Source organism: Aestuariivita boseongensis (assembly GCF_001262635.1).
In the GTDB taxonomy this organism is placed as follows: Bacteria; Pseudomonadota; Alphaproteobacteria; order Rhodobacterales; family Rhodobacteraceae; genus Aestuariivita; species Aestuariivita boseongensis.
In genome coordinates this window covers 41081-64438 of record NZ_JXYH01000019.1, presented here as the reverse complement: position 1 = coordinate 64438, position 23358 = coordinate 41081, and the positions used below count along the sequence as shown (strand labels likewise).

Sequence of the window (23358 nt, the reverse complement as noted above, 5' to 3'; positions counted from 1 at the left end):
CAATCAGATCGGGCTGCTCAACCGCCCAGCATGGTGCGTCAGTTCCGTAATTGCCAGGGAATGAGGGAACTTTTCCCGCGTTCGCGCGTCTACACTCACGTTACTGGGTTTTCTTTTACCGGAAGATAGGCGATGACTTACAAAGGTGGTCGATTTTGCGCATGTGTGCATCTCATTTCGACGCCCGTTCAGTTTTCTGGTGCGTCACCTGTCTTCCCATTTGCACTCCAAAGTGGATTTGCCTATCATAAGTGTGGCTTAGGGTTGAATTTTGGTTTTTTGCAGCCCTTCTCGAGCGAAGATCGCGTTGGTTACCAAGAAAATCGAGCAAACCTAGGGAGCGGGGGCCTCGTCTTTGAGCCAGCCTATTAAAATCGTCCATGTAGACGACGACGAAGATATTTTGACACTAACCAAGATGTCGCTGGAGTATTTTGGCAACATGGCGGTCTCTCAATTCACGTCAGGTCAGCAGGCGCTTGATAATATTGACAGGGTCGAGCCGGACCTTCTTCTTCTGGATGTCATGATGCCCGACATTGATGGGTTCACCTTGCTGAAGAAGATCCGGGAACTGCCCAAATTTGCGGGGATCGAGGCGATTTTCATGACCGCAAAGGCAGAGATGGTCAGCGCAGAGAGAGCGCGTGAACCTGGTGTCCTTGGAATGATCGTCAAACCTTTCGATACACCGACCCTGCCGCAGGTCATCCTCGACCTATGGAAAAAGTCCGAGCGATAAGCGGAAGCTATTCCTGAGGGCCCTGCATTGTGCGGTCAGGCGAGGATCCATGTGAAGCTGTGAGGCGGACGCCCCAGCAGCGGTTAACAGGCCGTTGAAGATGCGTTGGCCGACCAGTGCCGCCCAAGTCTGCAGCCGCATTGGCGTCTCATTTTTTCAGAAAGCCGCAGCAGCGCTTGCGCTGAGATGCTTCAGTTCTCCCAAGTGATTGCGCCGCCCATCAGGGTGATTGCGGCCCGCGCCTGATCGATCTCTTCCGCGTTGGTGGACTCCAGATCGCGATCCATAACGACGATATCCGCCAGAAGGCCCGGGATCAGGCGGCCCAGGCGGTGATCCTCGTAGCCTGCATAGGCACCGCCAGCGGTATAGCCGTGCAGCGCCTGCATCAGGGTCGAGGCATTGTCAGGATCACCTTTTTTCCAGGCGCGCCGGGTCATGGCAGCCTTGACTGATCGCATGGGGTCAAGATCCGCCACTGGCCAGTCGGACGCGAAGGCAATCGGCGTGCCCTGCGCCCGCAGATCATCCAGGGGAAAGGCCCACGGCCAGCGGTCTTCGCCCACACGCGCCGTCCAGGGCAATAATGGGAAGTCCATCGCACCCGGCGGGTGCGAGGGCTGCATGGAGGCGACCACGCCCAGTTCCTTGAAGCGCGGCAGATCGGCGGGATTCAGAAGTTCCACATGTTCGATCCGGTGGCGCGCATCGCGGGCACCGTTTGCTTCCCGTGCGGCCTGATACCCGTCCAGCGTGTTACGGATGGCCCCGTCGCCAATGGCATGAACGGCGATCTGGAAGCCCAGCTTGTCGGCCTGCGTTGCGGCGTCGCGAAAACGTTCGGGGCTGTGCAGCAAGTCGCCGCGCCATCCCGGCGCATCGGCATAATCATCGACAAGAACGGCGGTCGAGCTGTCGATCACGCCATCCATGAACATCTTGATCCGGCGCGAGCTGAGTTTGTCGCTACCGAAAGTTTCGCGGAATTCGACCGCTTCGGAGAGTGTCGAAATCTCTTTCTCGGGCGTCAGATGGAAGGGGATATCCGTGCGGCACAACAGGCCGCCTTCCTCCTCGATTTGGCGCAGCAACTCCAGCTGATACCGGTTGCCATCCATATTGTGCAGGCTGGTAAAGCCGTAGGAGGCACAGAGGCGCAACCCTTCTTTCAGAACGTCGATATCGTCCTGACGTTCAGCAGCCGTCGGTGCCGAGGGCGGTTCGATGCCGGCAAGCCCCAGCCCTTCGCGCCCGCCCGAGGAGCGCAGCGCCATCACCGGATCGAACGCGCCATGTTCGCGCAGCTCCCCGGTTGCGGTGCTGTCCGGGGCCATCACAACTTCGCTTCCAAACGGGCAGTCATGGCCGTTCAGGATGCCCGCGCGCTCCAGCGCGATCGTATTGGCCCATGCCGTGTGGTGATCCCCGGCGACGAAGATCGCGGGGCGGTCGGGCAGGGCCTCGTCCAGCATCTGCCGCGTCGTGGGCACCCCATCGCCAAACAGGTTGTAGTCGGCCTGTTTGCAGATCAGCAGCGCCTCATTCGGGTTGTCTTGTGCATATCGTTGCAGCTTGTCTCGCAAGGCGGGAACACCGCGGACACCGTCAAGTTGCAGCAGGCGCAGACCAAAAGCGCCCGCGAACAAATGCAGATGCGCTTCGGTCATGCCTGGCATCACCGTACATCCCTGCGCATCGATCCGGCGTGTGCCGGGGCCCGCCAGGGCAGAGATGTCGGCATTCGTGCCCACGGCAAGGATCCGGTCGCCTGCAATCGCGACGGCTTCGGCCCGCGGGACGCTGTCATTCATGGTTAGCACACGTCCGTTGACGATGATGCAATCGGCGGTGGTCATATCGCACGCTCCGCTGGTTTGAGAGAGGCCGTTTCGGCAAAGCTTTCGTCGAAAAGCAGCGCCACCAGTGATTGCGCATCCTCGCGCAACAGCGCGAAGTGATCTTCAAGGGCCATATCGTCATCCTTGATGAAGTCGAAATAGCGCGCGGACCACCGATCATACATCAGCTGCGCAAGGAAGTCGTAATCCGGGGGCGCGCCAGTATGCAGCTTGATCTCGTAATCGGTCAGATAGATTCGGATCAGCCGCAAAAGCTCGCGGTCCGAGGCCGCGAACTCCCGTTGAAACTCGGAATTGGGTCGTCGGATATTAGCGGATTCCGCGTATCGCCAAACCCGTTTGCCTGCGATGCGCATGGTGTTTTCGGTAATCTCGCAGAAGAGATCGCCCAGGATGTTTGCAAAAGGAAGCCCCGTCTGACGCGGTTGCGCAAGGTGTTGGATCCGCTCGCGCGCAGTGCCTTCGAACAGCAAGGCGCTGAGGATATTATCCTTTGATCCGAAATAGTTAAATACCGTCGGAGGAGAGATGTCGGCCGCCGCCGCAATGTCGGCCATCGTGGTCGCATCAAACCCGTTCTGATTGAAAAGCTGCCCTGCGATGTGAAGGATCGTCTGTCGTCGCTTGGCCTTCTTGCGCATGCGCAAGCCCGCCTCTTTCGGCGTGGTGTTTGGTCTGATCTCGGGCGAATTGACCAAATCTTGTGCCTTCGATTAAATTTTTTATCTTAATAAAACTTTGTTGTTGACTGCGGCCCCATTGTCAATAGCACTATTGGTTAACAAAACGGGGAGCGGGCCAAGCGCGCATGATCGACATCGACAATGTCACCAAGGTTTTCGGGGCCGGGGATGCTGCGTTTACGGCGCTGTCCGAGGTCAGTGTCACAATCGCCGAAAACGAATTCTTCACCCTTCTGGGGCCGTCGGGTTGTGGCAAGACAACACTTCTGCGCCTGATCGCCGGTTTCGAGCCGCCCACCGCCGGCGCAATTCGGCTGGGCGGGCGCGACATCACGCGCCTTCCGCCAAACCAGCGTCCGGTGAATACGGTGTTTCAAAGCTATGCGCTGTTTCCGCATATGAGCGTGGCGCAGAACATTGCCTTTGGGCTTGAGATGCTGGGCAAGCCTAAAGCGGAGGTGAAATCCACCGTCGACGACATGCTGCGCCTTGTGCGGATGGAGGCGATGCGGGACCGCCGGACCTCGGAAATCTCGGGCGGTCAGCAACAGCGTGTGGCCCTTGCGCGCGCGCTTGCCCCGCATCCCGAGGTTCTGCTTTTGGATGAACCGCTTTCAGCGCTGGACCTGAAGCTGCGCAAAGAGATGCAGATCGAATTGAAGCGTCTGCAAAGCGAAACCGGGATTACGTTCGTGTTCGTTACCCACGATCAGGAAGAGGCGCTGACCATGTCAGACCGCGTCGCTGTCATGAGTGCCGGTGAGATTCTGCAGGTTGGTCCGCCGCGTGATATCTATGAACGGCCTGCCGAACGGTTCGTGGCGAACTTCATCGGGGAATCGAACTTCCTGAACGCCGATCTGGCAGGTGACAGTGTGACATTGGCGGCCGGGGGTACGTTCCCAGTCAGACGGCCGGACGGGGTGCGGGACGGGAAGGTCAGCGTGCTGGTGCGGCCTGAACATATCACTCTGGGCGGCGCGGGTGACACGCTGAGGTCGACCATCGAAAACGTGGTCTATTCCGGCGAAGCCACCGTCGCTCACATGGTTTTGCCGACCGGAGAGCCCATTAAAGCCCGCCTCAGCAATGCCCCCCAGGGCGACGGCGCGCTGCCGGGTGCGGGCAGTCAGGTCACGATTGGTCTGGCCCCGGGCGCCATCACGGTGCTGCGCGACTGATGGCTGAGACGGGTGGATATCTTCCCGGCGCGCTGGAAGCCGAGGCGGAAAAGGCGGATACGCGCAATCGGTGGTTGCTGTCGCTGCCGGCGGTGATCATCATCATCTGCTTTGCAGCCGGTCCACTTCTGGTCATGGTGCTTTATTCGTTTCTGACACCGGGCGATTACGGAAACGTAAAATGGGAGTTTTCGCTGGAAGGCTGGATGAACACGATCGTCCAGCGCGATATCTTTGACGACACGCTGATGTGGGCCGATGCCCATATATCGATCTTCTGGCGATCCTTTTCACTGTCGGTGATCACCACGGTTCTGACCCTGATCTTCGGGCTTCCCACCGCGTGGTTCATCGCAACCCAGCCTCCCGGACGCAGAGAGCTTTGGCTGTTTCTGGTGACGGTTCCTTTCTGGTCGAACCTTCTGGTGCGCACCATCGCCATTCAGGAACTGATCCGAAACGAAGGGGTCATCAATCTGGTTCTTCTGAAGCTTGGCGTCATCGACGCGCCGATACAGATGATGTTCACCGATTTCGCCATCGGTTTTGGCATGACCTATGTGTATCTGCCGCTGATGGTGCTGCCGATTTATGCTGCTGTGGACAAGCTGGATTTCCGTCTGGTCGAGGCCGCGCATGATCTGTACGCCAGCCGCTGGACGGCCTTCCGCCGCGTGATCCTGCCGCTGATCAAACCGGGTATCATCGCGGGATCCATCCTGGTCTTCATTCCATCGCTGGGTGCCTATGTGACGCCACGCGTATTGGGTGGCGGCAAGAACCTGATGTTCGGCAACCTGATCGAGCTGCAATTCGGGGCCGGGCGCAACTGGCCGCTGGGCGCCGCGCTGTCGCTGATGCTGATGACGGCGGTGATGATCGCGCTAATTTATTATGTGCGGGTCACCTCGCGGGATCGGGCCGATGGTTGATACAGCCCCCACAACGACCCCGGCCGAGCAGCGGGCCGCCAAACGTCACCCTGGCCGCGCACCCAAGGGGTATTCCATGCGCACGCTGCCGGGGTTTTCGGTGATCGCGCTGTTCACGATGATCGTGCTTTACGCGCCGATCATGATCCTTGTGATCTATTCCTTCAACGAAGGGACGTCCCTTGCGATCTGGGAAGGCTTTTCTCTCAGATGGTACCGACAGGCGGCGGCGAATGAAGCCGTGCAGGACGCGGCAATCAGGTCGCTTTACCTTGCTTTCATTGCCTCGTCCATCGGGACGGTCGCGGCGACAATGGCTGCGTTGGCCACGACGCGCACCCGGCGGTTCCCGGGAAAGACGATGATCTATGCGCTGATCAACCAGCCCCTGATGGTGCCCGAGATCGTCACGGCCGTTGCCCTTCTGATCGTGTTCGCCACGATCAAGGTTTGGACCGGTCATACCTCGATGATCTACCTGATCGTTGCGCACACTGCCTTTTGTATTCCCTTCGCTTATCTGCCGATCCGTGCCCGGCTTGAAACGATGGACATGTCACTGGAGACCGCCGCGCGCGATCTCTATGCCTCGCCCTGGCTGACCTTCCGAAAGGTGACGCTACCTCTGATGTGGCCCGGTATCGTCGCCGGTCTGATGCTGGCGTTCGTGATCTCGCTCGACACCGTTGTCATTACCGAATTCGTGAAATCCGCCGGGCAGGAGACCTTACCCACCTACATGCTGGGCCAACTGCGCCGCGTCGTAACCCCCGAGGTCAACGCAATCTCGACCGTCATTCTTGCTGCAGGGGCAATCCTTGTAGCGCTGTTTTTCCGCCTGACACAAAGAAAAGGCTGACAATCCGGCCGTAAGAGCCGGAGCATAATAACGACAAGTAATTCAACAAGGAGAGACCAAAATGAAGTTGATGACCCTTACCACAGCCGTTGCGGCGCTTTGCGCGGGGGGAGCCTTTGCGCAAGAACTCAACATCTATAACTGGGGTAACTACACCAACCCGAAGCTGATCGAGAAATTCGAGGCCGAAACCGGCATCAAGGTCACGATCACAGACTATGACAGCAACGACACCGCGCTGGCCAAGGTGAAAGCCGGTGGTCACGGGTTCGATATTGTTGTGCCCTCGCATTCCTATGTCCCGATTTGGATCAGTGAAGGCCTGCTGATGGAAACGCGGCCCGATCAGATGGAAAATTTCGAGAACGTGGCAGATCAATGGGTCGACGTATCCTGGGATCCGGGCCGCCACTATACGGTGCCGTGGCAGTGGGGATCGACCGGCGTGGTGGTGAACACCAAATACTACGACGGTGATATCAACACCTCGGCCATTTTCCTTGATCCGCCCGATGCCCTGAAGGGCAAGATCAACGTGGTGCCGGAAATGGGCGACGTGATGACACTGGCCATCATGTATCACGGCGGAGAGCCTTGTACGGGAGACAAGGAGATCCTGAAACAGGTGCGCGATACGCTTGTCGAAGCCAAGAAAAGCTGGCTTGGCATGGATTACGGCAACCTTGAGAAGTTTGCCAAGGAAGATCTTTGGGCCGGTGTGAACTGGAACGGATCAACCTTCCGGATGCGTCTGCAGAACGAAAACATCGCCTATGGCTATCCTAAAGAGGGCTTCGTCCTGTGGATGGACTCGGTAGGCGTTCTGGCCGATGCGCAGAATGTGGAAGAGGCCAAGACCTTCCAGAACTTCATCATGGCGCCGGAAAATGCCGCGCTGATTTCCGAATTCGCGCGCTATGCCAACGGGATCGACGGGTCCGAGGAATTCATGCCGGAAGATATGAAAACCGCGCCCGAGATCGTGATCCCGGAAGAACTGAAAAACGCAGGCAAATTTACTGAGACCTGTCCGCCGGATGTGCAGCAGCTGTACACACGGATCTGGACGGATCTGCAGAAGTAAAACCTGACAAGGCGCCCGGAAACAGACCGGGCGCCTTTTTCTATCGGACTTTCCATGCCTCTGAGCTTCAAAAACTCCGAAACGCCCGCACCAGTGATGCAGGGCACGCCAGTGCCGCCTGAGTGGCGGGTGCCTGCGGGCGGGTATGACACACCGCCCTTCAACCGCTGGTCATTTCAGAACATGCGCCAGATCGCTCACACCGCAGACATCCGTCGGGGTGACACGGTTTGGGACATGCCGGGTGACGCTCAGGACATGAGCGCTTTGGAATTTCAGGGGTCTTCCGGCCCCACCACCTGGGCGCGGATGCTCGATGACACTTATACCGACGCGACCTTGGTCTGGCTGAATGGGCGCGTCGTGGTGGAAGAATATTTCAACGCCATGGCCCCGCGCAGCCAGCACATCGTCTTTTCCGTGTCGAAAAGCCTGACCTCCGCCGTCGCTGGCTGTCTGATCGGCGATGGGCTGGTCGACCCCACCGCACCTGTGACGGAATATGTGCCGGATTTGGCGCGATGTGCGTGGAACGGGGCCAGCGCGCAGCAAGTGCTGGATATGACCACCGGGGTGGTCTTTGACGAAACCTATGACGACCCGCAGGCCGAGGTCTGGCGACTGGATGTGGCTGCCAACTTGCGACCGGCTCCGCCGGAAATGACCGACCCGCCGGAAACGATCCGCGATCTGATCCTTTGGCTGAGCAAAACCGACGCCGCGCATGGCGCGCGGTTCTCATACCGGTCGATTGAAACCGAGGTTCTGTCGACCATCCTTGAGGCCGCAAGCGGTCAGAATTTTGTGCCGATGATGTCCGAACGGCTCTGGGCGCCGATGGGTGCGGAAGAAGATGCCTATGTCGCGGTCGACAGGGCCTCATTTGCGATGTCGGATGGCGGGATCTGCACCACGCTCAGGGACCTGGCGCGTTTTGGGCGGCTCTTGCTTGAGGATGGTTGCCGCGACGGACAACGGATCATCCCGAAGGCGTGGATCGATGATATTCGCGGGGGCGATCACGGGCTGTTTGATGACGAGCATCGCGACATGTTCCCGAACGGTCGATATCGCAACATGTTCTGGATCCCCGACCGTGAACGCCCGGCGCATATGTGTTTGGGCATTCACGGGCAACACGTCTGGGTCGATCCGGAACGGGGGCTGGTGGCGGTCAAACTGTCCAGCTGGCCCACGGCGCTGAGCGATGAAAGCTTTCTTGGCGACTGGATGGCCGGTGTCGACGCCATCGTCGCCGCCCACGGCTGAGGAGAGGGACCCATGTCAGAAGACCTGATCTACATGACCGCGACCGAGGCGATGCGCCGTTTTGCGGAAAAATCGCTCTCGCCGGTCGAACTGCTGGACGCGCAAATCGCCCGGGCAGAGGCGACAGCCGAAAACGTGAACGCCTTCACTCACACTCACTTTGACGAGGCACGGGATGCTGCCAAGGCAGCCGAAGCGCGCTGGGCCAAGGGGACGCCTGCGGGGTGCCTGGACGGGCTGGCGGTCGCGATCAAGGACGAAAGCCATATCAAGGGCAAACCGACGTCGGGTGGCTCACTGATCATGAAGGATTTCGTGGCCGAACATACCTCGCCCATGAACGAACGTATTCTCAAGGAAGGGGCCATCGTTCACGCGCGTACGGCCACCCCCGAGTTCTCCTGCGCAGGTGTAACCTGGAGCCGGCTTTGGGGCGTGACGCGCAACCCCTGGAACACGGACAAGACGCCCGGTGGGTCTTCGGGTGGATCGGCGGCTTCCCTGGCGTTGGGCACGACAGCGCTGGCGACAGGGTCGGATATCGGCGGTTCCATACGTATCCCCGCTTCGTGCTGCGGTGTCGTCGGGTTCAAACCGCCCTATGGCCGCAATCCGGACGATCCGCCATTCAACCTGGATTTCTATTGTCACACAGGTCCGCTGGCGCGGTCTGTCGCCGACACGATCCTGCTTCAGAATATCATGGCGGGGCCGCATCCTCTGGATATCAGCACGATTTATCCCAAGCTGACGCTGCCCACAGAATATCCCGATATCCGGGGCTGGAAGATCGCGTTGTCGATGGATCTGGATTGTTTCGAAGTGGATGAAGACGTCCGCAAGAACACGTTGGCGGCGGCGCAGCTGTTCCGCGATCTGGGCGCGACGGTGGAGGAGGTCAAGATCGGTTGGCCGCCGGAGATTCTGGATGCCTGCATGGATTACCTGACCCATCTCTTCGGTGGGGCCTTGTCGACGGAACTGGATGAACACGGCGACCTGATGACCAGCTATTGCCGCGACTTCGCCGAGAAAGCGATGGGGTCAAGCGCACAGACTTTCGTGGCCAGTCTTGAGGTTGCCGGTCAGGCCTATCTCAAACTGGGGCCGTTGCTGGAGGAGTATGATTGCCTCATCTGCCCCACCAACGCGTTGCCCGCGGTGCCCGCGGTTTTCGATCCGTCAAAGGATACAGTGCGTGTCGCGGGCAAAGAGGTCCGGCCTGAACTGGGTTGGGTCATGACAACACCCTTCAACATGATGAGCCGCTGTCCGGTCATTTCGGTTCCGTCGGGCTTTGCCGGGAATGCTGTCCCAACCGGCCTGCAGATCGTCGCACCCACCTATCGCGACGAAATCGCGATGCAAGCGGCCATGGCGTTCGAAGCTGCCATTGGCGGGTGGTATGGGAAAGGCCAGCGCCCGTCGGTTTGAAGCGCCGCACCAGCCGTTTTGGGAAGCGCAGCTGTCAGGCGACTCTGCTGATGCCCGCGCGCCGCAAAGGGGCGATTTCGCACGTTATTTAGTGACCAAAGACGCAGGGACTTTGCGACAGGCATCACTCTCTGGTACCATTGAACATCTTTGGGAGTTTTCACCCAGAAAACACGTTACGCCCGTCGCGTTTTTGTCGGTCCTGCAGCGCAGGCCCCGTCACTGGGTGAGGGAAGGACAGAGCGGATGTTCAATCCAACCGCCGTGGTTGCGGCAAGTTTCGGGGATCATCTGGCCGAAACCTACCTGCAGTACTTCTCGGGTCGGAAAGCAGAATATGCGGCGTTCCTGAATGGCTGCGCGCGCATGATGCTGGAACGCCTGGGCAATTCCGACGCGCTTTATCACAATGCCGAACACACGATGATGGTGACGCTGGTGGGCCAGCAAATCGTGCGCGGGCAATTGGTGACCCGCGCTGTTCAGCCCGAGGATTGGCTGCATTTCATTGTCGCCCTGCTGATCCACGACATCGGCTATACCCGCGGGATTCTGCCCGGTGATACCGATACCGAAGCGGTGATCAATGAAAATGGCGACAAGATCACACCCCCGCGCGGTGCCTCTGACGCTTACCTTGCCCCTTATCATATTGAACGTGGGAAGATGTATGCACGCCACCGCTTTGGCCAGTCCAACCTGATTGACCAAGATCGCATCGCCGCAGCCATCGAATTCACCCGCTTCCCGGTTCCTGACGACCCCGCGTATCAGGATACCGAAACCGAACCGGCCCTGTTGCGCGCGGCGGATCTGATCGGGCAGATGGCCGATCCGTTCTATCACCGCAAGATCGGCGGGCTATTTCACGAGTTCAACGAGACCGGATTTGCCGAGAAGCTGGGCTATGAAACACCGATGGACCTGATGGAGCAGTTTCCCAGTTTCTTCTGGCAGCAGGTCCAGCCACTGATCGGTCCTGCACTGCGGCATCTGGAGCAGACCATGGAAGGCAAGCAATGGGTGGCGCAACTTTACAACCACGTCTTTCAGGTGTCTCACCGGGCCAGCTGTCTTGGACCGTTTCCCGGGAAAACCCCGCCCAGGGCGATCGGATAAGTGACCCACGTTCCTGTCGAGCCGTGTGGGTCGCCGCGTCCGTGCAGCAAGGTGGCGCCATCTTCAGAACCGTGAAGAAGAAGGGGTACTGACACCTTCCGGATCGGGGATGGTCGGGGGATTCGTCTGAAAGCAGACCGGGGAATCAGAGTGTCGGTTGCGTGCTTGGATGGCGAACTTGCAAAAAACTTGGACCAGTCCGCAGCAGGCGCGCGTCAGGCTGTCCGTTTGAAAACGGATCTTCGCCATCGGGCTGCCGATACCCAAAAAAACTCAATGATTTTGATCATTTCGATGCCAGTTCTGAAATGACGAGTGGGAATTCCGCTCTATGTAACGGCTTGGCAGGGCGCCCGTTTGGCTGTTGGAGACTGCGTACAAATGGGTATTAACACTCACCTGCCCGTGCGGTATGCACGGAATTGGTAAGGTTCTTTTACCAGAGGAGCGAGGGAAAGAACCTTAGAAACATCTTGGGAGGATCACATGAAGATCAGAACTTTTGCAGCCGCTGCTGCTGCAAGCATCGCCATGACTGCGCCCGCAATGTCGCAGGAAACATTCGAAATGACATCGGCATTTGGCCGCAACCTGCCCATCCTGGGCACCGGTGCCGTGAAATTCGCTGAAAAGATCAACTCGATCTCGGAAGAGGTTGAGTTCGAGCAGTTCGATCCCGGTGAGCTTGTCCCCGCGCTCGAAGCGCTGGACGCCGTGTCCAACGGTTCGGTTGATGCGGCCTATACCACGGCTGGTTACTGGCAGGGCAAACTGCCTGCTGCGGCTCTGTTCTCGGCTGTGCCCTTCGGACCCGAAGCCGGCGAAATCCTGGGCTGGATGATGTATGACGACGGCCGCGAGCTGTATCAGCGCCTGTATGACGAAGGCGGCTACAACGTGCACGTCATTCCCTGCGGCATCACTGCGCCGGAAACATCGGGCTGGTTCAAGAACGAAATCAACTCGGTCGCGGATCTTGAAGGTCTGAACATGCGTTTCTTCGGCCTGGGTGCCGAAGTGATGCAGCGTCTGGGCGTGTCGACCTCGCTGCTGGCCGGTGGCGACATTTTCCCCGCGCTTGAGCGTGGTGCGATTGACGCAACCGAATTCTCGATGCCTGTCGTGGATGCGCGTCTGGGCTTCTACAACATCGCGAAGTTCAACTATTTCCCTGGCTGGCACCAGCCTGCCACGATCTATGAACTGCTGATCAACAAAGACCGCTGGGAAGACCTGTCCGAGCGCACACAGAACCAGATCGAGATCGCCTGTATGGCCAACCTGGCAGACAACTATGCCGAAGGTGAAGCGATCAACTATGCCGCCATGGTAGACAACGTTGAAAACCAGGGCGTCACGATCAAGCAATGGTCGCCGGAAATCCTCGCAACTCTGGAAAGCACCTGGAACGAGATCGCGGGTGAACTGGCCGCAGAAGACGCGTTCTTCAAAGAAGTGTGGGACGACCTGCAGGAGTATCGCGCGAACTACAAGGTTTGGGGCGACAACATCTATCTGCCGCGTCCGCGCAACTGATCCCAAAGATCGAACGAATACTGTCCGGGGCGGCTTGTCCGCCCCGGACATTTGCAGCCAAGTCAGTCCAATATCGCCTGGCTAGGAATTCCGGATCGGGAGAGGGGCCCTGACCATGGATAACACAGACAACATCGTCGCAATTACCGATCCGGGAGAGGTCGGCCGCGCCGAACACACCCGCGGCGACCGGATCGTTGTGCATATCTCAAACCTGTTTGCATGGATCTTCCCCATTCTCATGGTTGCGATCTGCGCGCAGGTGGTCTTGCGAACAGCCGGTTTTAACCAGGCTTGGCTGGATGATTTCCAATGGTGGCTTTACGGCGCTGCAGTGCTGATTGGTATCGGCTATGCGGTGACGACAAACAGCCATGTGCGGGTTGATATCCGGTATGAAAACTTCACCCCTGAGAAAAAGCTGCGCACCGATATCATGGCGCTGGCCTGGCTGTTCTTGCCATTTGTGATCCTGTCGTGGGACGTCACGCTGAGCTATGCAATCATTTCGATCGCGTCGGACGAAGGGTCGGACAGCCCCAACGGATTGCACAATTTGTGGATCCTCAAGACATTCATGAATGTCAGCTTCCTGTTCATTGCGTTTGCGACATGGACAGCTTACGTGCGGACACTGGCCAAACTGATCGAGCCCTTGTGGTGGCGCAAGCTTTTCTGGGCATTGCCATCCACGATGTTCGTGATCAACCTGATCATTTATTACGCGGTCTGGTGGGCAATCTATCTGACCAGCCCCGAAGGTACGACGACCCGAGACGTTGGCCGCCACTGGGTCTTTGATGAGATCGAAGTCGGCAACTATGACATCAAGTACACCATCATCGCGACCGTTCTGGCGACGGCGGTGGTTATCGGCGTGGCGCGCCTACTGGCCCGCCCCAGCAAAGCGTAAGGGCCCATCATGCTTGAATTTCTGGGTCAATTCCTGACGCTGAACGAAATCGCAGTAATTGCGATGTTCGCAACTTTCATCTGGATGCTGTTTCGCGGCATCCCCGTGGCGATGGCGCTTGTGGGGGTCAGCCTTGTCTTTGTGCTGATCGCCGAGTTTTTCCTTGATCCCAACAGATCCCTCTTCCGCGGGATCATCGAGTTCGACCGGACCGGTATCAGCTATCAGCGTCTGCAAGCGCTATCCGGCCGCCTTTTCGGCAGCATCGTCAAGAACCCGGTTCTGGTCGCGCTGCCTATGTTTATCTTCATGGGTCTCATGCTGGATCAATCCGGTGTGGCTCAGAGGATGATGCACTCGATGCAGAAGCTGTTCGGCTCACTGCGCGGCGGGCTTTCGCTGACGGTTCTGCTGATCGGCATCATCCTTGCGGCCTCGACCGGCGTAATCGGTGCATCGGTCACGCTTCTGGGGGTGATGGCGCTGCCTGCGATGATGAAACAGAATTACTCCAAGCCGATTGCCACGGGGACCATCGCCTCGGCAGGGACTTTGGGCATTCTGATCCCGCCGTCGATCATGCTTGTGATCATGTCGGATCAGCTGGCGATCTCTCTTGGCGATCTGTTCATGGGAGCGCTGTTTCCCGGGCTGATCCTGGGTGCACTGTATATCGTTTTCATCGTGATCTATGGCCTGGTCAATCCCAAGGCCATGCCCGCACCGGAAAAGCCCGATGAAGTCACCTGGGAAGACGTGAAAGAGGTGCTTCTTGCGGTCCTGCCGCCGATGTTCCTGATCCTTCTGGTGCTGGGGTCGATCTTTGCGGGCTTTGCCACGCCAACCGAGGCATCTGGCCTTGGGGCGATGGGGGCCACGCTTCTTGCCCTGGCAAACCGCCGTCTGAACTGGACTGTCCTGAAAGAGGTCAGCCGGTCCACGATGAACACTGCAGGTTACATCGTCGGCATCTTCCTTGCGGCGAATTTCTTTGCCTTTGTGCTGCGCCGCTATGGTGGGGATGAAATCGTGCAGAATCTGGTGCTGAACGCCTTTGACGGGCACCCCTATTGGACGGTTGCATTCATCCTGTTCATCGTCTTCCTGCTGGGCTTCCTGCTGGACTGGATCGAGATCACGATCATTATCATGCCGCTGATGCTGCCGATCATCCTGGCGTTGGATCTGGCTGTTCCTGGCTTTGACCAGGTGCGTGACCCGTCTGTCGTATGGTTCGCGATCCTTGTGGCTGTGACGTTGCAGACGTCCTTCCTGACGCCTCCGGTCGGGTTTGCACTGTTCTATCTGAAAGGTGTTTGCCCGCCTGGCGTGTCTCTGGCGCATATCTATAAGGGCGTGGTGCCGTTCGTGATGCTGCAGCTTCTGGGACTTCTGATCGTCTTCGAATTCCCGGCACTGACCACGTGGCTGCCATCTGTCGCTTATGGCAACTAGGCCGAAGGGTTAACGGAAACTCAAAGCGCGCGCGGGAAACCGGGCGCGCTTTTTTTTGGCCTTGTCGTCGCTGCCAGGCTCAGCTGTCCAGCAGAAGCCGCTCACAGTTGTTTCGGTAAGCCTGCGCCGCCGCCCGTGCACTTTGCGCGCGCCTTGCGTCCTGATCGAAGCTGGCCGTCGTCAGAAGCGCAGCATGGGCCATCTTGTTGTCGATCCTGTAGGACAGAACCGCGCGCGCCTTTTCAACCGGCATGCTTGCTTCCATCAGGGACAGAAAGCTGTGCCGTTTGTCCCGCAGGCGGTCGGCTTCACCGTTCTCCAACAGCCAGGCATGTTCCATTTCAGCTGAAAAGCGGCCGACGCATCCAGCAAACACATAGTGAATATCGCTTGTTGCCCAGACGGGCAGTGGTGTCGTTGCAGCCAGACCCGCCATGAGCAAAGTTTTCAAACTGCTCATGACTTAAGCATTGAGCGGTATTTTCAGCCCGTCAAGCGTGCAGTTGGAAAAAATTTACACGAACTGCTTTCATGGCACCGGTGGGATCACTCAGCCGTGGTCTTCGTCAAGGAAGGCTTCAACGGTTGCTGCGGTGCCTGTGGGATCGGTTACGACAAACAGATGGCCATCGTCGATAAGCTCCAGCCGGGCCTTTGGGATCAGATGCGCAAGCAGACGCGCATTGGCCACCGGGATCAGCGGATCATCGGTTCCGGAAAGCACCAACGTTGGTTGCCGCAGGCGCCACAACCACGGAACGCTTGTCCAGCCTGTCATGGCCAGCAGCTGCAGCATGTATCCCGCGTTCGATGACGGGCGCATCCCCGCCGCATGAGCGTTGATCAACGTGTCATCCTGCCGGAACGCGCCGCCATAGATATCCGCCGCGATCGAGCGCATATAGCTTTTGTCCATATACCGTTTGATACTGCCCATTTTCGACAGAACCGCCGGTTTTCCCGGCACCATCGTCCAGCCAGAAGATGTGGCGACCAGCACAAGCTTGCGGCAGAGGCGGGGATATTGCTTGGCGAATTGCTGCGCCAGCCCGCCGCCCCAGCTGACACCGGAGACATCGACCTGATCATGGCCCAGATGTTCCAGCAGATGTTTGGACATCCGCGCCAGCGTGGCAGGGCGATAGGGCAGGGACGGCATGGGCGATCCGCCCACGCCTGGAACGTCAAAAAGGATCGCGCGGCGGTTCAAGGACGTCAGGAAAGGAAACCCCAGTTCCAGATTTGCACCGATGCCGTTGAACATCAGAAGCGGCGGGACGCTGTCATCGCCATCGCTTATGGCTACGCGCAGCATTTGCCCGCGCACGTCGATTTCGTCGACCCGGATGCCTTCTGGGGGGAGTGTCCGGGTCTTTTCCATTGTGTCGGTGCTCATGCTGCGTTTCGGGTCCTTGCCTGAGGGGATATCAGTCTTCGAAGACATACGTGCCCGGCGCAGGGCCAAGGGCGGGGTTTTTCTTGCTGCCCGGCTTTTTCGGGGCGGCGACTTCTTTGCCCGAGTTTTCCTTCAGCATCGCACCCCAATCCAGCCACCAGCTGCCTTCGTGCTTCTGGGCACTCTCGGCCCAAGTATCGGGGTCTTCCTGCTTGGCGGTGCCCTTCATGTACCACGCCTTGGGATTGCCCGGAGGGTTCAGGAGGCTTTGCAGGTGGCCCGAATTCGACAGGATGAAGGTTGTGTCGTCACCGTAAAGCCGTGCGGTTTCATAGACCGCTTTCCACGGCGTGATGTGGTCGGTCGTACCTGCGATCACATAGGTGGGGTAATGGACCTTGGTCATGTCGATAGGTTGGCCGCCCACGACCATCGCGCCGGGGTTCAGGAACGGGTTGGTGAAGATCATATCAAGGAAATCGCCATGCAGCCCGGCCGGAAGGCGCGTGGTATCCGCGTTCCAGTAGAGCACGTCAAACGCCGGCGGCTCGTTGCCCAGCAGGTAGTTGTTCACCCAATAGTTCCAGATCAGGTCATTGGGCCGCATCCAGGCGAACATCTTGGCCATGTCCTGCCCGTCCAGAACGCCGCGTGCCTGGCTCATCAGCTTGGCGGCCTTGACCGTCTCGGGCGTGACCAGCGCGGCCATGTCATTGTCGGTCGAGGCCATGGTATCCAGAACGCAGACGGCGAGGATGACCGAGTGGATCTTCTCGGCCTCGTCCCGCGCGGCCAGCCAGCCCGCATAGGTCGACAGCGTGATGCCGCCGGAACACGAGCCCATGATGTTGACCGATTTCGCGCCGGTGATTTCAAGGGCTGCTTCGCAGGCTTCGTCCAGCGCCTCGATATAGGTGGACATGTCCCAGTCGCGGTGCTCGGCCGTCGGGTTGCGCCAGCTGATGCAATAGGGCTGGATGCCCTGGGCCAGCAGGAACTCGATCATGCTTTTTCCCGGCGCCATGTCGATCGAGTAGTATTTGTTGATCTGAGGCGGTACCACCAGCAGCGGGCGTTCATGTACTTTGTCGGTATTGGCGGTGTAATGCACCAGCTCCAGCACCTCGTTACGGAAGACGACGTTGCCGGGGGTGACGGCCAGGTTTTCACCCACCTTGAACTTCGAGGTGTCGACCGAAGAAGGCAGGCCGCCATTTTCCGTCATATCGGTGAGCAGGTTACGCAGGCCCTTGATCGCGCTTTGCCCGCCGGTTTCAAACAATGTCTTCATCGCCGTGGGGTTGGCGAAAAAGTTGTTCGACGGCGCCATCGTGTCGACGAAGATCGAGGTGACAAGCCGAGCGCGCGCCGCGTCCTTATCGGGCAGGTCCAGATCGTCCACCATTTTGGTAACCTTGTCCGACCACGCCAGATAGCTTTGCATCAGGCCCTTGGAAATCGGGTTGTTGTTCCAGGCAGTGTCGGCAAAGCGGCGATCCTTGCGATCGGGCGCGATTTCAGAGGATTGCGTGGCGATCTTGGTCATGTCATTGGCCAATTCCATCCATTGGGTCATCATCGCCTGTGGCTGGGACGCCAATGCGCGCACCAGATTGGTGCCGGCGCCGAACATGTCTTCAGCCCGCAGGCTGACCAACGGGTTCAGCGCCAAGGTGTTTTCCGCCGCGTTCTCTGCGATGTCGCGCAGGTTCTTCGACATTTTCGGGTCTTTATCGCTCATCGTCTCGCTCGCTTATGTCTGATCAGGCGCCGGGGCCGGGCACAAGGATCGCCAGCGTTTCGGCGATCAGCGCGGGTTTGTCGGAGCCTTCGATTTCAATCGTGTTCTCGGCCTTCATCAGGTATTGGCCGTTGTCCTTCTTGTCGAAACTCATCAGCGACACGTGCAGGCGCACCTTTGCGCCCACCGGCACTGGCGCCAAAAAGCGCACCTTATCAAGGCCATAGTTCAATGCGGCGGCAGTACCCTTGGGCACGATGCCCAGATCCAGCGACAGCCCCGCAATCAGCGACAGCGTCAGATAGCCATGCGCCACAGGGCCGCCAAAGGGGCTTTCCTTCTTGGCGCGTTCCACATCGACGTGAATCCACTGGTGATCGCCGGTGGAGGAGGCAAACTCGTTCACCGCCTCCTGCGTGATCTCGTGCCAGTCGGAGGTGCCGATTTTCTGGCCCACCATCTGGGCCATGCTGTCGAATGTCAGGTCTGTCATCTTTGGTCCTTCGTCTCAGGCGCTCATTTCCTTGACCGCGGCGTCGCGCAGCTCGCGGCGGAGGATCTTGCCCACATTGGTTTTCGGCATCTCATCCACAAAACGGATATGTTTGGGTTTCTTGTAGCCGGTCAGTTCCTGTGCGCAGTAGTCGCGCACGTCTTTTTCAGTCAGATCAGGATTGGTCCGGGTCAGGAACAGCATCACGGCCTCGCCGCTGGACTTGTCGGGCACGCCCACGCAGGCGGCTTCGTCCACGCCGTCACAGCCGACGGCGACGGCCTCGATCTCGTTGGGGTAGACGTTGAAGCCCGACACCAGGATCATATCCTTCTTTCTGTCGACGATCTTGGTGTATCCGCGATCGTCCATGATTCCGACATCGCCGGACTTAAAGAAACCGTCGGGCGTCATCACCTCTTCCGTTGCGTCCGGACGCTGCCAATAGCCCGCCATGACCTGGGGTCCGCGGATCGCGATCTCTCCGGGCTGGCCGCGCGGGACCTCGTTGCCGTCGTCATCCAGGATCTTGATGTCGACATTCGGCATCGGCAGGCCGATCGTGCCGGAATAGGTATCGGTGTCGGTCGGGTTGCATGTGATGCCCGAGGACGTCTCGGACAGGCCATAGCCCTCGCAGATCGGGCAGCCTGTAATCTCAAGCCATTTCTTGGCCACCGCTTCCTGCACGGCCATGCCGCCGCCATTGGCGATGCGCAGCTGGTCGAAATCCAGCTTGGCGAATTCGGGATGATTGGTCAGCCCGTTGAACAGCGTGTTTACACCGGGGAAGACGTGGAATTTGTACTTGCCGATTTCCTTGATCGTGGCGTCCATATCGCGGGGATTGGGGATCAGGATATTCACGCCGCCGGTGCGCATCGAAAGAAGCGAACAGGTGATGAATGCAAAAACGTGATAGAGGGGCAGCGCGCAGATGAAGGTCAGCTGGCCTTCAATCGGACGCCGGTTTAGACCGGGCTGCATCCAGGCCTCGGACGACAGCAGGTTCGCGGTGACCGTCCGGTGCAGCAGCGTGGCGCCCTTCGACACGCCTGTCGTGCCACCGGTATATTGCAGCACGGCGACGTCATCAGCTGTGACCACGGGCTTTTCCATCTTCTTCGATTTGCCCTGCGCCAGCACGTGGCTTAGCCGCTTGTGGCCCGGCAGACGATAGGGGGGCACGGCCTTGCGGACCTTGCGCACGACGAAATTCGTCAGCATGCCCTTGGCAAAACCTAAAAGATCGCCCACGCCGGTCACGAAGACATGTTCAACCGGAGTGTTGGCGAGAACCTTGTCCAGCGTTTCGGCGAAGTTCTCGATAATGAAGATCGCCTTGGCACCGCTGTCATTCAGCTGATGTTCCAGCTCGCGCGGGGTATAAAGGGGGTTCACGTTCACCGCGATAAAACCCGCGCGCACGATCCCTGCCAGAACAACCGGGTATTGCAGCACGTTGGGCATCATGATCGCGATACGGTCGCCTTTTTGCAGGCCAAGGCTTTGCAGATAAGCCCCCACCGCGCGCGACATTCGGTCAAGATCGCCATAGGTGATGGCCTTGTCCATCAGGACATAGGCCTTGTTGTTTGCGTATTTGGAAAAGCTTTCTTCCAGCAGGTCGATCAGCGATCCGTATTGATCAATGTCCACATGCGCCGGCACATTTGCCGGATAATGTTCTGTCCAGAACCGTTCCATTCGTTAATCCTCCCACGCGATGGACTAACCCTTGGATTTTTCTGTTGGCGCTCCCGCTACGCCACGTTTTTTTGCCATCGCTTGACCCACGATAAAGAGTTTAGTCAACTGATCAAGCCAGAGCGCAACGTTAACCTCTCCGGGAATGGACGAGCTTTATGAAACAACTCAGCGGAATTGATGCCACGTTTCTGTACATGGAAACGGATGAAACGCCCATGCATGTGGCGGGCCTGACGATTTACGATCTGCCAAAAGGGTTCAAAGGGTCATTCCACAAACACTTTACCGAATTCTTCAAGGGGCGTGTGCATCTGGTGCCCATTTTCGGCATGAAACTGGCCAAGACGGCGTTTCAACTGGATCATCCCGGTTGGGTCGATGCCGGCGAATTGGATTTTGATTATCATATCCAGTCGGCCAAATTGCCCAAACCCGGAAACCGGGCGCAATTGGAAGCCATGGTCGCGGAATTGCATTCCGAAAGGCTCGATCGGAAGAAACCGCTTTGGCAATTCACCGTGATCGAAGGATTGGAAGGGCGTCAGGCTGCGCTTTATTCCAAAGTGCACCACGCGGCCATTGATGGCGGGTCAGGCATGGTGATCACGCAAGCCCTTTATGATCTCTCGGAAAAACCGCGCGAGGTGAAGCCGCCTGAACCGAAGGAAGCCAGCCGCAAGCCCACCGACGTGGAACGCGCCATCCTGGGCGTGAACAATGTGGTGTCGAACATTATGCGGCAGCAGCTTAACGTAATCGAAGCCGTGCCGAAAATGCTGAACCAGATGGCGGATATGGTGGCGCCTGTTCTATCTGGGAAAGTGGGTATTCCCCAGCTTCTGGCGCCGCGCACTCCATTTAACGTAACGGTGGGCGCCAAGCGCAGTTTCGCGGCGCGCACGGTATCGATCCTTGATGCGAAAATGATCGCCAAGGCGACTGGCGCCAAGTTGAACGACGTGGTCATGGCCGCAACCAGCGGCGCGCTTCGGACTTATCTGCTGAAAAAACAACAATTGCCTGACGCAGCCCTGGTGGCGTTCGTGCCGATTTCCTTACGCGAGATGGGCAATACCGAGATCCGCAATCAGGTCTTTGGCATGAATGTGCCGCTGGCCACGAATTACGGTGATCCGCTGAAGCGGCTGAAAAAGATCCAACAGGAATCCGGCACGTCCAAAGCCGTGGCAGGGACAGTCAAAGACGCCGCACCGCAGGATTTCACGCTGGTTGGCGCGCCGACGCTGTTACCCGGTCTGATGCAGCTTTACGGCGGCTCGAAGCTTGCCGATTACATCCCGCAGGCGGTCAACCTGACAATCTCCAACAATATGGGTCCGCCGTTCCCGCTGTATTGCGCAGGGGCGCAGGTGACGGCGCTGTATCCGGTTTCGATCGCAACCCATGGCGTTGCGCTGAATGTGACGGTGAACAGCTATAAGGCCAATCTCGATTTCGGAATTACGGCCGATTACAAGGCTGTACCCGATGTGGATGAGTTTGCCGATATGATCGTGGCGTCGTTCGAGGAATTGAAACGCGCGGTCGAGAAAATGGCCGCAAAAGCTGAACCGGAACCCGAGGTTTGAGGTAAATCATTCTGCAACGCAGAATTGACACTGCCATGAATTCTGCAATGCAGAATTGACAGTTGACCTTACGGATTAGTTGACACATTCAGAATGTGACCTTTCTATACACATTATGCGCAATAAAATTGCGCTTTGTGAAAGGTCTCAGTCATGGTTCAGGCCACCACGGTCGCCCCTCGACGTTCGCTCTTCCTTCTTGAGGGACGGGCCATTCCCGAACTCTTCGGATTTGCAGCTTCTCTACCTACTCTGACGGCGCTTGCGCCGCGCGGGGACGGGCAGCCGGTTCTGGTTCTGCCGGGGCTGACCACCAGCGATAGATCCACGATTGCGCTCCGGCGGTTTCTGAAAACCAAGGGCTATCCCACTTATGGCTGGAAAATGGGTCTGAATCTGGGTCCCCGACCGGGTGTCGAGGAAGGTCTGATCCGGCTGGTGGAAGACCTGCACGAAAAATACGAGCGCAAGGTCAGCCTCGTGGGTTGGAGCCTTGGTGGCATCTATGCACGCCAACTGGGCAAGCTGATGCCCCAGAAGGTGCGCCAGGTGATCTCACTGGGCAGCCCCTTTGGTGGCAGCCCGAAGGCGACCAACGCCTGGCGTGTCTATGAGATGGCAAGCGGGCAATCCGCCGATCACGGGCATCACCATATGGGAGGTGCCATTTCGGCCCCGCCGCCGGTGCCGACAACAGCGATCTATTCCAAGACGGACGGGATCTGCGCCTGGCAGAACTGCATCGAACAAAAGTCCGATATCGCCGAGAATATCGAGGTCACCGGCAGTCATTGTGGTCTGGGGCATCATCCGGCCGCGGTCTATGCGATTGCTGACCGCCTCGCGCAGCCCGAGGACGACTGGTCGCACTTCAAGCGCGATGGTCTGTTGCGCGTGATCTTTCCGCGGCCGGCTTACCCCAGCAGTTAGGATTTTTTACCAGTCAGCTCTTCAACGCTTTCCATGACCCGGTCTTTCAGAACCTGGAAGGCATCGGCGTTGCCCTTCTGAACGATCTCGGCCATTTCCCGGCTGTTTTGCAGCGTCGCTTCGAATGCCTTGCGCGCCAGCTCCATAGGCGTCTGTGCCATGTCCGCCGGATCCGCGCCCGCAGTGGCGTCCTGAATCGTTTCGGCGATTTCGGCCAGCGTCTGCTCCAGCGCCGTGCGCTGCTGATCCAGAAGCGCCTGCGCCGTGCTGGAGCTTACCTGCGTGGCGGCCTGAAGCGCCTGCAGGTTCTTGCGGTGATATTCCATCATGCCGTTGATATCCGGAGCGGGCAGGTTCATCGATTTTCCGAAATCGGTGAACATGTCCAGAAAGGGGTTCTTGTCGCTCGATGCCATATACTGTCCTCCATGGG

At 58.4% G+C, this 23358-nt stretch carries 21 protein-coding genes; 13 read left to right on the top strand and 8 right to left on the bottom strand.

Annotated elements, in window-relative coordinates; translation table 11 throughout:
* Positions 1-355 precede the first annotated feature (355 nt).
* Positions 356-742 carry a response regulator gene (locus TR61_RS09675; RefSeq protein ID WP_050929784.1) on the top strand — a complete coding sequence of 129 codons (387 nt, stop codon included), beginning with the start codon at positions 356-358 and terminating at the stop codon, positions 740-742.
* A 191-nt stretch (positions 743-933) separates the two neighbouring features.
* On the opposite strand, the gene TR61_RS09670 is transcribed toward TR61_RS09675, so the two are convergent.
* Both TR61_RS09670 and TR61_RS09665 read right to left on the bottom strand, forming a co-directional pair.
* Positions 934-2598 (bottom strand): amidohydrolase, encoded by a 1665-nt coding sequence (locus tag TR61_RS09670; RefSeq protein ID WP_050929783.1) that lies wholly within the window; start codon positions 2596-2598, stop codon positions 934-936.
* Complete coding sequence (locus tag TR61_RS09665) at positions 2595-3242, bottom strand: TetR/AcrR family transcriptional regulator (protein WP_050929782.1); 648 nt, start codon at positions 3240-3242, stop codon at positions 2595-2597. The genes TR61_RS09670 and TR61_RS09665 overlap by 4 nt, the downstream gene beginning before the upstream one ends.
* Positions 3243-3409: 167 nt before the next feature.
* Between TR61_RS09665 and TR61_RS09660 the strand changes: the two genes are divergently transcribed.
* The 10 genes from TR61_RS09660 to TR61_RS09615 all read left to right on the top strand — a co-directional run bounded on the left by TR61_RS09660 (position 3410) and on the right by TR61_RS09615 (position 15066).
* Positions 3410-4465: an ABC transporter ATP-binding protein gene (locus TR61_RS09660; protein ID WP_050929781.1), complete on the top strand. Its 1056-nt coding sequence runs from the start codon at positions 3410-3412 to the stop codon at positions 4463-4465.
* Complete coding sequence (locus tag TR61_RS09655; RefSeq protein WP_050929780.1) at positions 4465-5397, top strand: ABC transporter permease; 933 nt, start codon at positions 4465-4467, stop codon at positions 5395-5397. Before TR61_RS09660 ends, TR61_RS09655 begins: the two co-directional genes overlap by 1 nt.
* Positions 5398-5473: 76 nt before the next feature.
* Positions 5474-6256 carry an ABC transporter permease gene (locus TR61_RS09650; RefSeq protein ID WP_050929779.1) on the top strand — a complete coding sequence of 261 codons (783 nt, stop codon included), beginning with the start codon at positions 5474-5476 and terminating at the stop codon, positions 6254-6256.
* A 61-nt stretch (positions 6257-6317) separates the two neighbouring features.
* Positions 6318-7340: an ABC transporter substrate-binding protein gene (locus TR61_RS09645; RefSeq protein WP_050929778.1), complete on the top strand. Its 1023-nt coding sequence runs from the start codon at positions 6318-6320 to the stop codon at positions 7338-7340.
* Between the two features lie 54 nt (positions 7341-7394).
* A complete protein-coding gene (locus TR61_RS09640) occupies positions 7395-8609 on the top strand; it encodes a serine hydrolase domain-containing protein (RefSeq protein WP_082181908.1) in 1215 nt (404 codons plus the stop codon).
* Positions 8610-8621: 12 nt separating this feature from the next.
* Complete coding sequence (locus tag TR61_RS09635) at positions 8622-10043, top strand: amidase (RefSeq protein ID WP_050929776.1); 1422 nt, start codon at positions 8622-8624, stop codon at positions 10041-10043.
* 246 nt (positions 10044-10289) lie between these two features.
* Positions 10290-11162: a hypothetical protein gene (locus tag TR61_RS09630; protein ID WP_050929775.1), complete on the top strand. Its 873-nt coding sequence runs from the start codon at positions 10290-10292 to the stop codon at positions 11160-11162.
* 486 nt (positions 11163-11648) lie between these two features.
* Positions 11649-12698, top strand: coding sequence for a TRAP transporter substrate-binding protein (locus TR61_RS09625; RefSeq protein ID WP_050929774.1), 1050 nt, complete (start codon positions 11649-11651; stop codon positions 12696-12698).
* Positions 12699-12813: 115 nt separating this feature from the next.
* Positions 12814-13611: a TRAP transporter small permease subunit gene (locus TR61_RS09620; protein ID WP_050929773.1), complete on the top strand. Its 798-nt coding sequence runs from the start codon at positions 12814-12816 to the stop codon at positions 13609-13611.
* 9 nt (positions 13612-13620) lie between these two features.
* Positions 13621-15066 (top strand): TRAP transporter large permease, encoded by a 1446-nt coding sequence (locus tag TR61_RS09615; protein ID WP_050929772.1) that lies wholly within the window; start codon positions 13621-13623, stop codon positions 15064-15066.
* 79 nt (positions 15067-15145) lie between these two features.
* Here TR61_RS09615 and TR61_RS09610 read toward each other — a convergent pair whose 3' ends face one another.
* The 5 genes from TR61_RS09610 to TR61_RS09590 all read right to left on the bottom strand — a co-directional run bounded on the left by TR61_RS09610 (position 15146) and on the right by TR61_RS09590 (position 20403).
* Positions 15146-15526 carry a hypothetical protein gene (locus TR61_RS09610; RefSeq protein WP_082181907.1) on the bottom strand — a complete coding sequence of 127 codons (381 nt, stop codon included), beginning with the start codon at positions 15524-15526 and terminating at the stop codon, positions 15146-15148.
* Between the two features lie 90 nt (positions 15527-15616).
* Positions 15617-16462: a poly(3-hydroxyalkanoate) depolymerase gene (gene phaZ / locus TR61_RS09605; RefSeq protein WP_216595378.1), complete on the bottom strand. Its 846-nt coding sequence runs from the start codon at positions 16460-16462 to the stop codon at positions 15617-15619.
* 31 nt (positions 16463-16493) lie between these two features.
* Positions 16494-18203: an alpha/beta fold hydrolase gene (locus TR61_RS09600; RefSeq protein WP_050929770.1), complete on the bottom strand. Its 1710-nt coding sequence runs from the start codon at positions 18201-18203 to the stop codon at positions 16494-16496.
* Between the two features lie 22 nt (positions 18204-18225).
* Positions 18226-18696, bottom strand: coding sequence for a MaoC family dehydratase (locus TR61_RS09595; protein WP_050929769.1), 471 nt, complete (start codon positions 18694-18696; stop codon positions 18226-18228).
* A 15-nt stretch (positions 18697-18711) separates the two neighbouring features.
* Positions 18712-20403, bottom strand: coding sequence for a long-chain-fatty-acid--CoA ligase (locus TR61_RS09590; RefSeq protein ID WP_050929768.1), 1692 nt, complete (start codon positions 20401-20403; stop codon positions 18712-18714).
* Positions 20404-20561: 158 nt separating this feature from the next.
* On the opposite strand from TR61_RS09590, the gene TR61_RS09585 reads away from it, so the two are divergent.
* Both TR61_RS09585 and TR61_RS09580 read left to right on the top strand, forming a co-directional pair.
* Complete coding sequence (locus TR61_RS09585) at positions 20562-21995, top strand: WS/DGAT/MGAT family O-acyltransferase (protein WP_050929767.1); 1434 nt, start codon at positions 20562-20564, stop codon at positions 21993-21995.
* Positions 21996-22148: 153 nt separating this feature from the next.
* On the top strand, positions 22149-22925 hold the full coding sequence (locus TR61_RS09580; protein WP_050929766.1) for an esterase/lipase family protein: 777 nt from the start codon (positions 22149-22151) through the stop codon (positions 22923-22925).
* Here the strand turns inward: TR61_RS09580 and TR61_RS09575 are convergent.
* The gene (locus TR61_RS09575; protein ID WP_050929765.1) at positions 22922-23341 is read right to left on the bottom strand and encodes a phasin family protein; all 420 of its coding nucleotides are present in this window, start codon (positions 23339-23341) and stop codon (positions 22922-22924) included. The two genes, TR61_RS09580 and TR61_RS09575, sit on opposite strands and share 4 nt — an antisense overlap.
* Positions 23342-23358: the final 17 nt, after the last annotated feature.

Coding starts and splice junctions, on each gene's coding strand:
- TR61_RS09670 (WP_050929783.1), bottom strand. CDS start 2,598: ATGACCACCGCCGATTGCATCATCGTCAACGGACGTGTGCTAACCATG.
- TR61_RS09665 (WP_050929782.1), bottom strand. CDS start 3,242: ATGCGCAAGAAGGCCAAGCGACGACAGACGATCCTTCACATCGCAGGG.
- TR61_RS09660 (WP_050929781.1), top strand. CDS start 3,410: ATGATCGACATCGACAATGTCACCAAGGTTTTCGGGGCCGGGGATGCT.
- TR61_RS09655 (WP_050929780.1), top strand. CDS start 4,465: ATGGCTGAGACGGGTGGATATCTTCCCGGCGCGCTGGAAGCCGAGGCG.
- TR61_RS09650 (WP_050929779.1), top strand. CDS start 5,474: ATGCGCACGCTGCCGGGGTTTTCGGTGATCGCGCTGTTCACGATGATC.
- TR61_RS09645 (WP_050929778.1), top strand. CDS start 6,318: ATGAAGTTGATGACCCTTACCACAGCCGTTGCGGCGCTTTGCGCGGGG.
- TR61_RS09640 (WP_082181908.1), top strand. CDS start 7,395: ATGCCTCTGAGCTTCAAAAACTCCGAAACGCCCGCACCAGTGATGCAG.
- TR61_RS09635 (WP_050929776.1), top strand. CDS start 8,622: ATGTCAGAAGACCTGATCTACATGACCGCGACCGAGGCGATGCGCCGT.
- TR61_RS09630 (WP_050929775.1), top strand. CDS start 10,290: ATGTTCAATCCAACCGCCGTGGTTGCGGCAAGTTTCGGGGATCATCTG.
- TR61_RS09625 (WP_050929774.1), top strand. CDS start 11,649: ATGAAGATCAGAACTTTTGCAGCCGCTGCTGCTGCAAGCATCGCCATG.
- TR61_RS09620 (WP_050929773.1), top strand. CDS start 12,814: ATGGATAACACAGACAACATCGTCGCAATTACCGATCCGGGAGAGGTC.
- TR61_RS09615 (WP_050929772.1), top strand. CDS start 13,621: ATGCTTGAATTTCTGGGTCAATTCCTGACGCTGAACGAAATCGCAGTA.
- TR61_RS09610 (WP_082181907.1), bottom strand. CDS start 15,526: ATGAGCAGTTTGAAAACTTTGCTCATGGCGGGTCTGGCTGCAACGACA.
- phaZ (WP_216595378.1), bottom strand. CDS start 16,462: ATGAGCACCGACACAATGGAAAAGACCCGGACACTCCCCCCAGAAGGC.
- TR61_RS09600 (WP_050929770.1), bottom strand. CDS start 18,203: ATGAGCGATAAAGACCCGAAAATGTCGAAGAACCTGCGCGACATCGCA.
- TR61_RS09595 (WP_050929769.1), bottom strand. CDS start 18,696: ATGACAGACCTGACATTCGACAGCATGGCCCAGATGGTGGGCCAGAAA.
- TR61_RS09590 (WP_050929768.1), bottom strand. CDS start 20,403: ATGGAACGGTTCTGGACAGAACATTATCCGGCAAATGTGCCGGCGCAT.
- TR61_RS09585 (WP_050929767.1), top strand. CDS start 20,562: ATGAAACAACTCAGCGGAATTGATGCCACGTTTCTGTACATGGAAACG.
- TR61_RS09580 (WP_050929766.1), top strand. CDS start 22,149: ATGGTTCAGGCCACCACGGTCGCCCCTCGACGTTCGCTCTTCCTTCTT.
- TR61_RS09575 (WP_050929765.1), bottom strand. CDS start 23,341: ATGGCATCGAGCGACAAGAACCCCTTTCTGGACATGTTCACCGATTTC.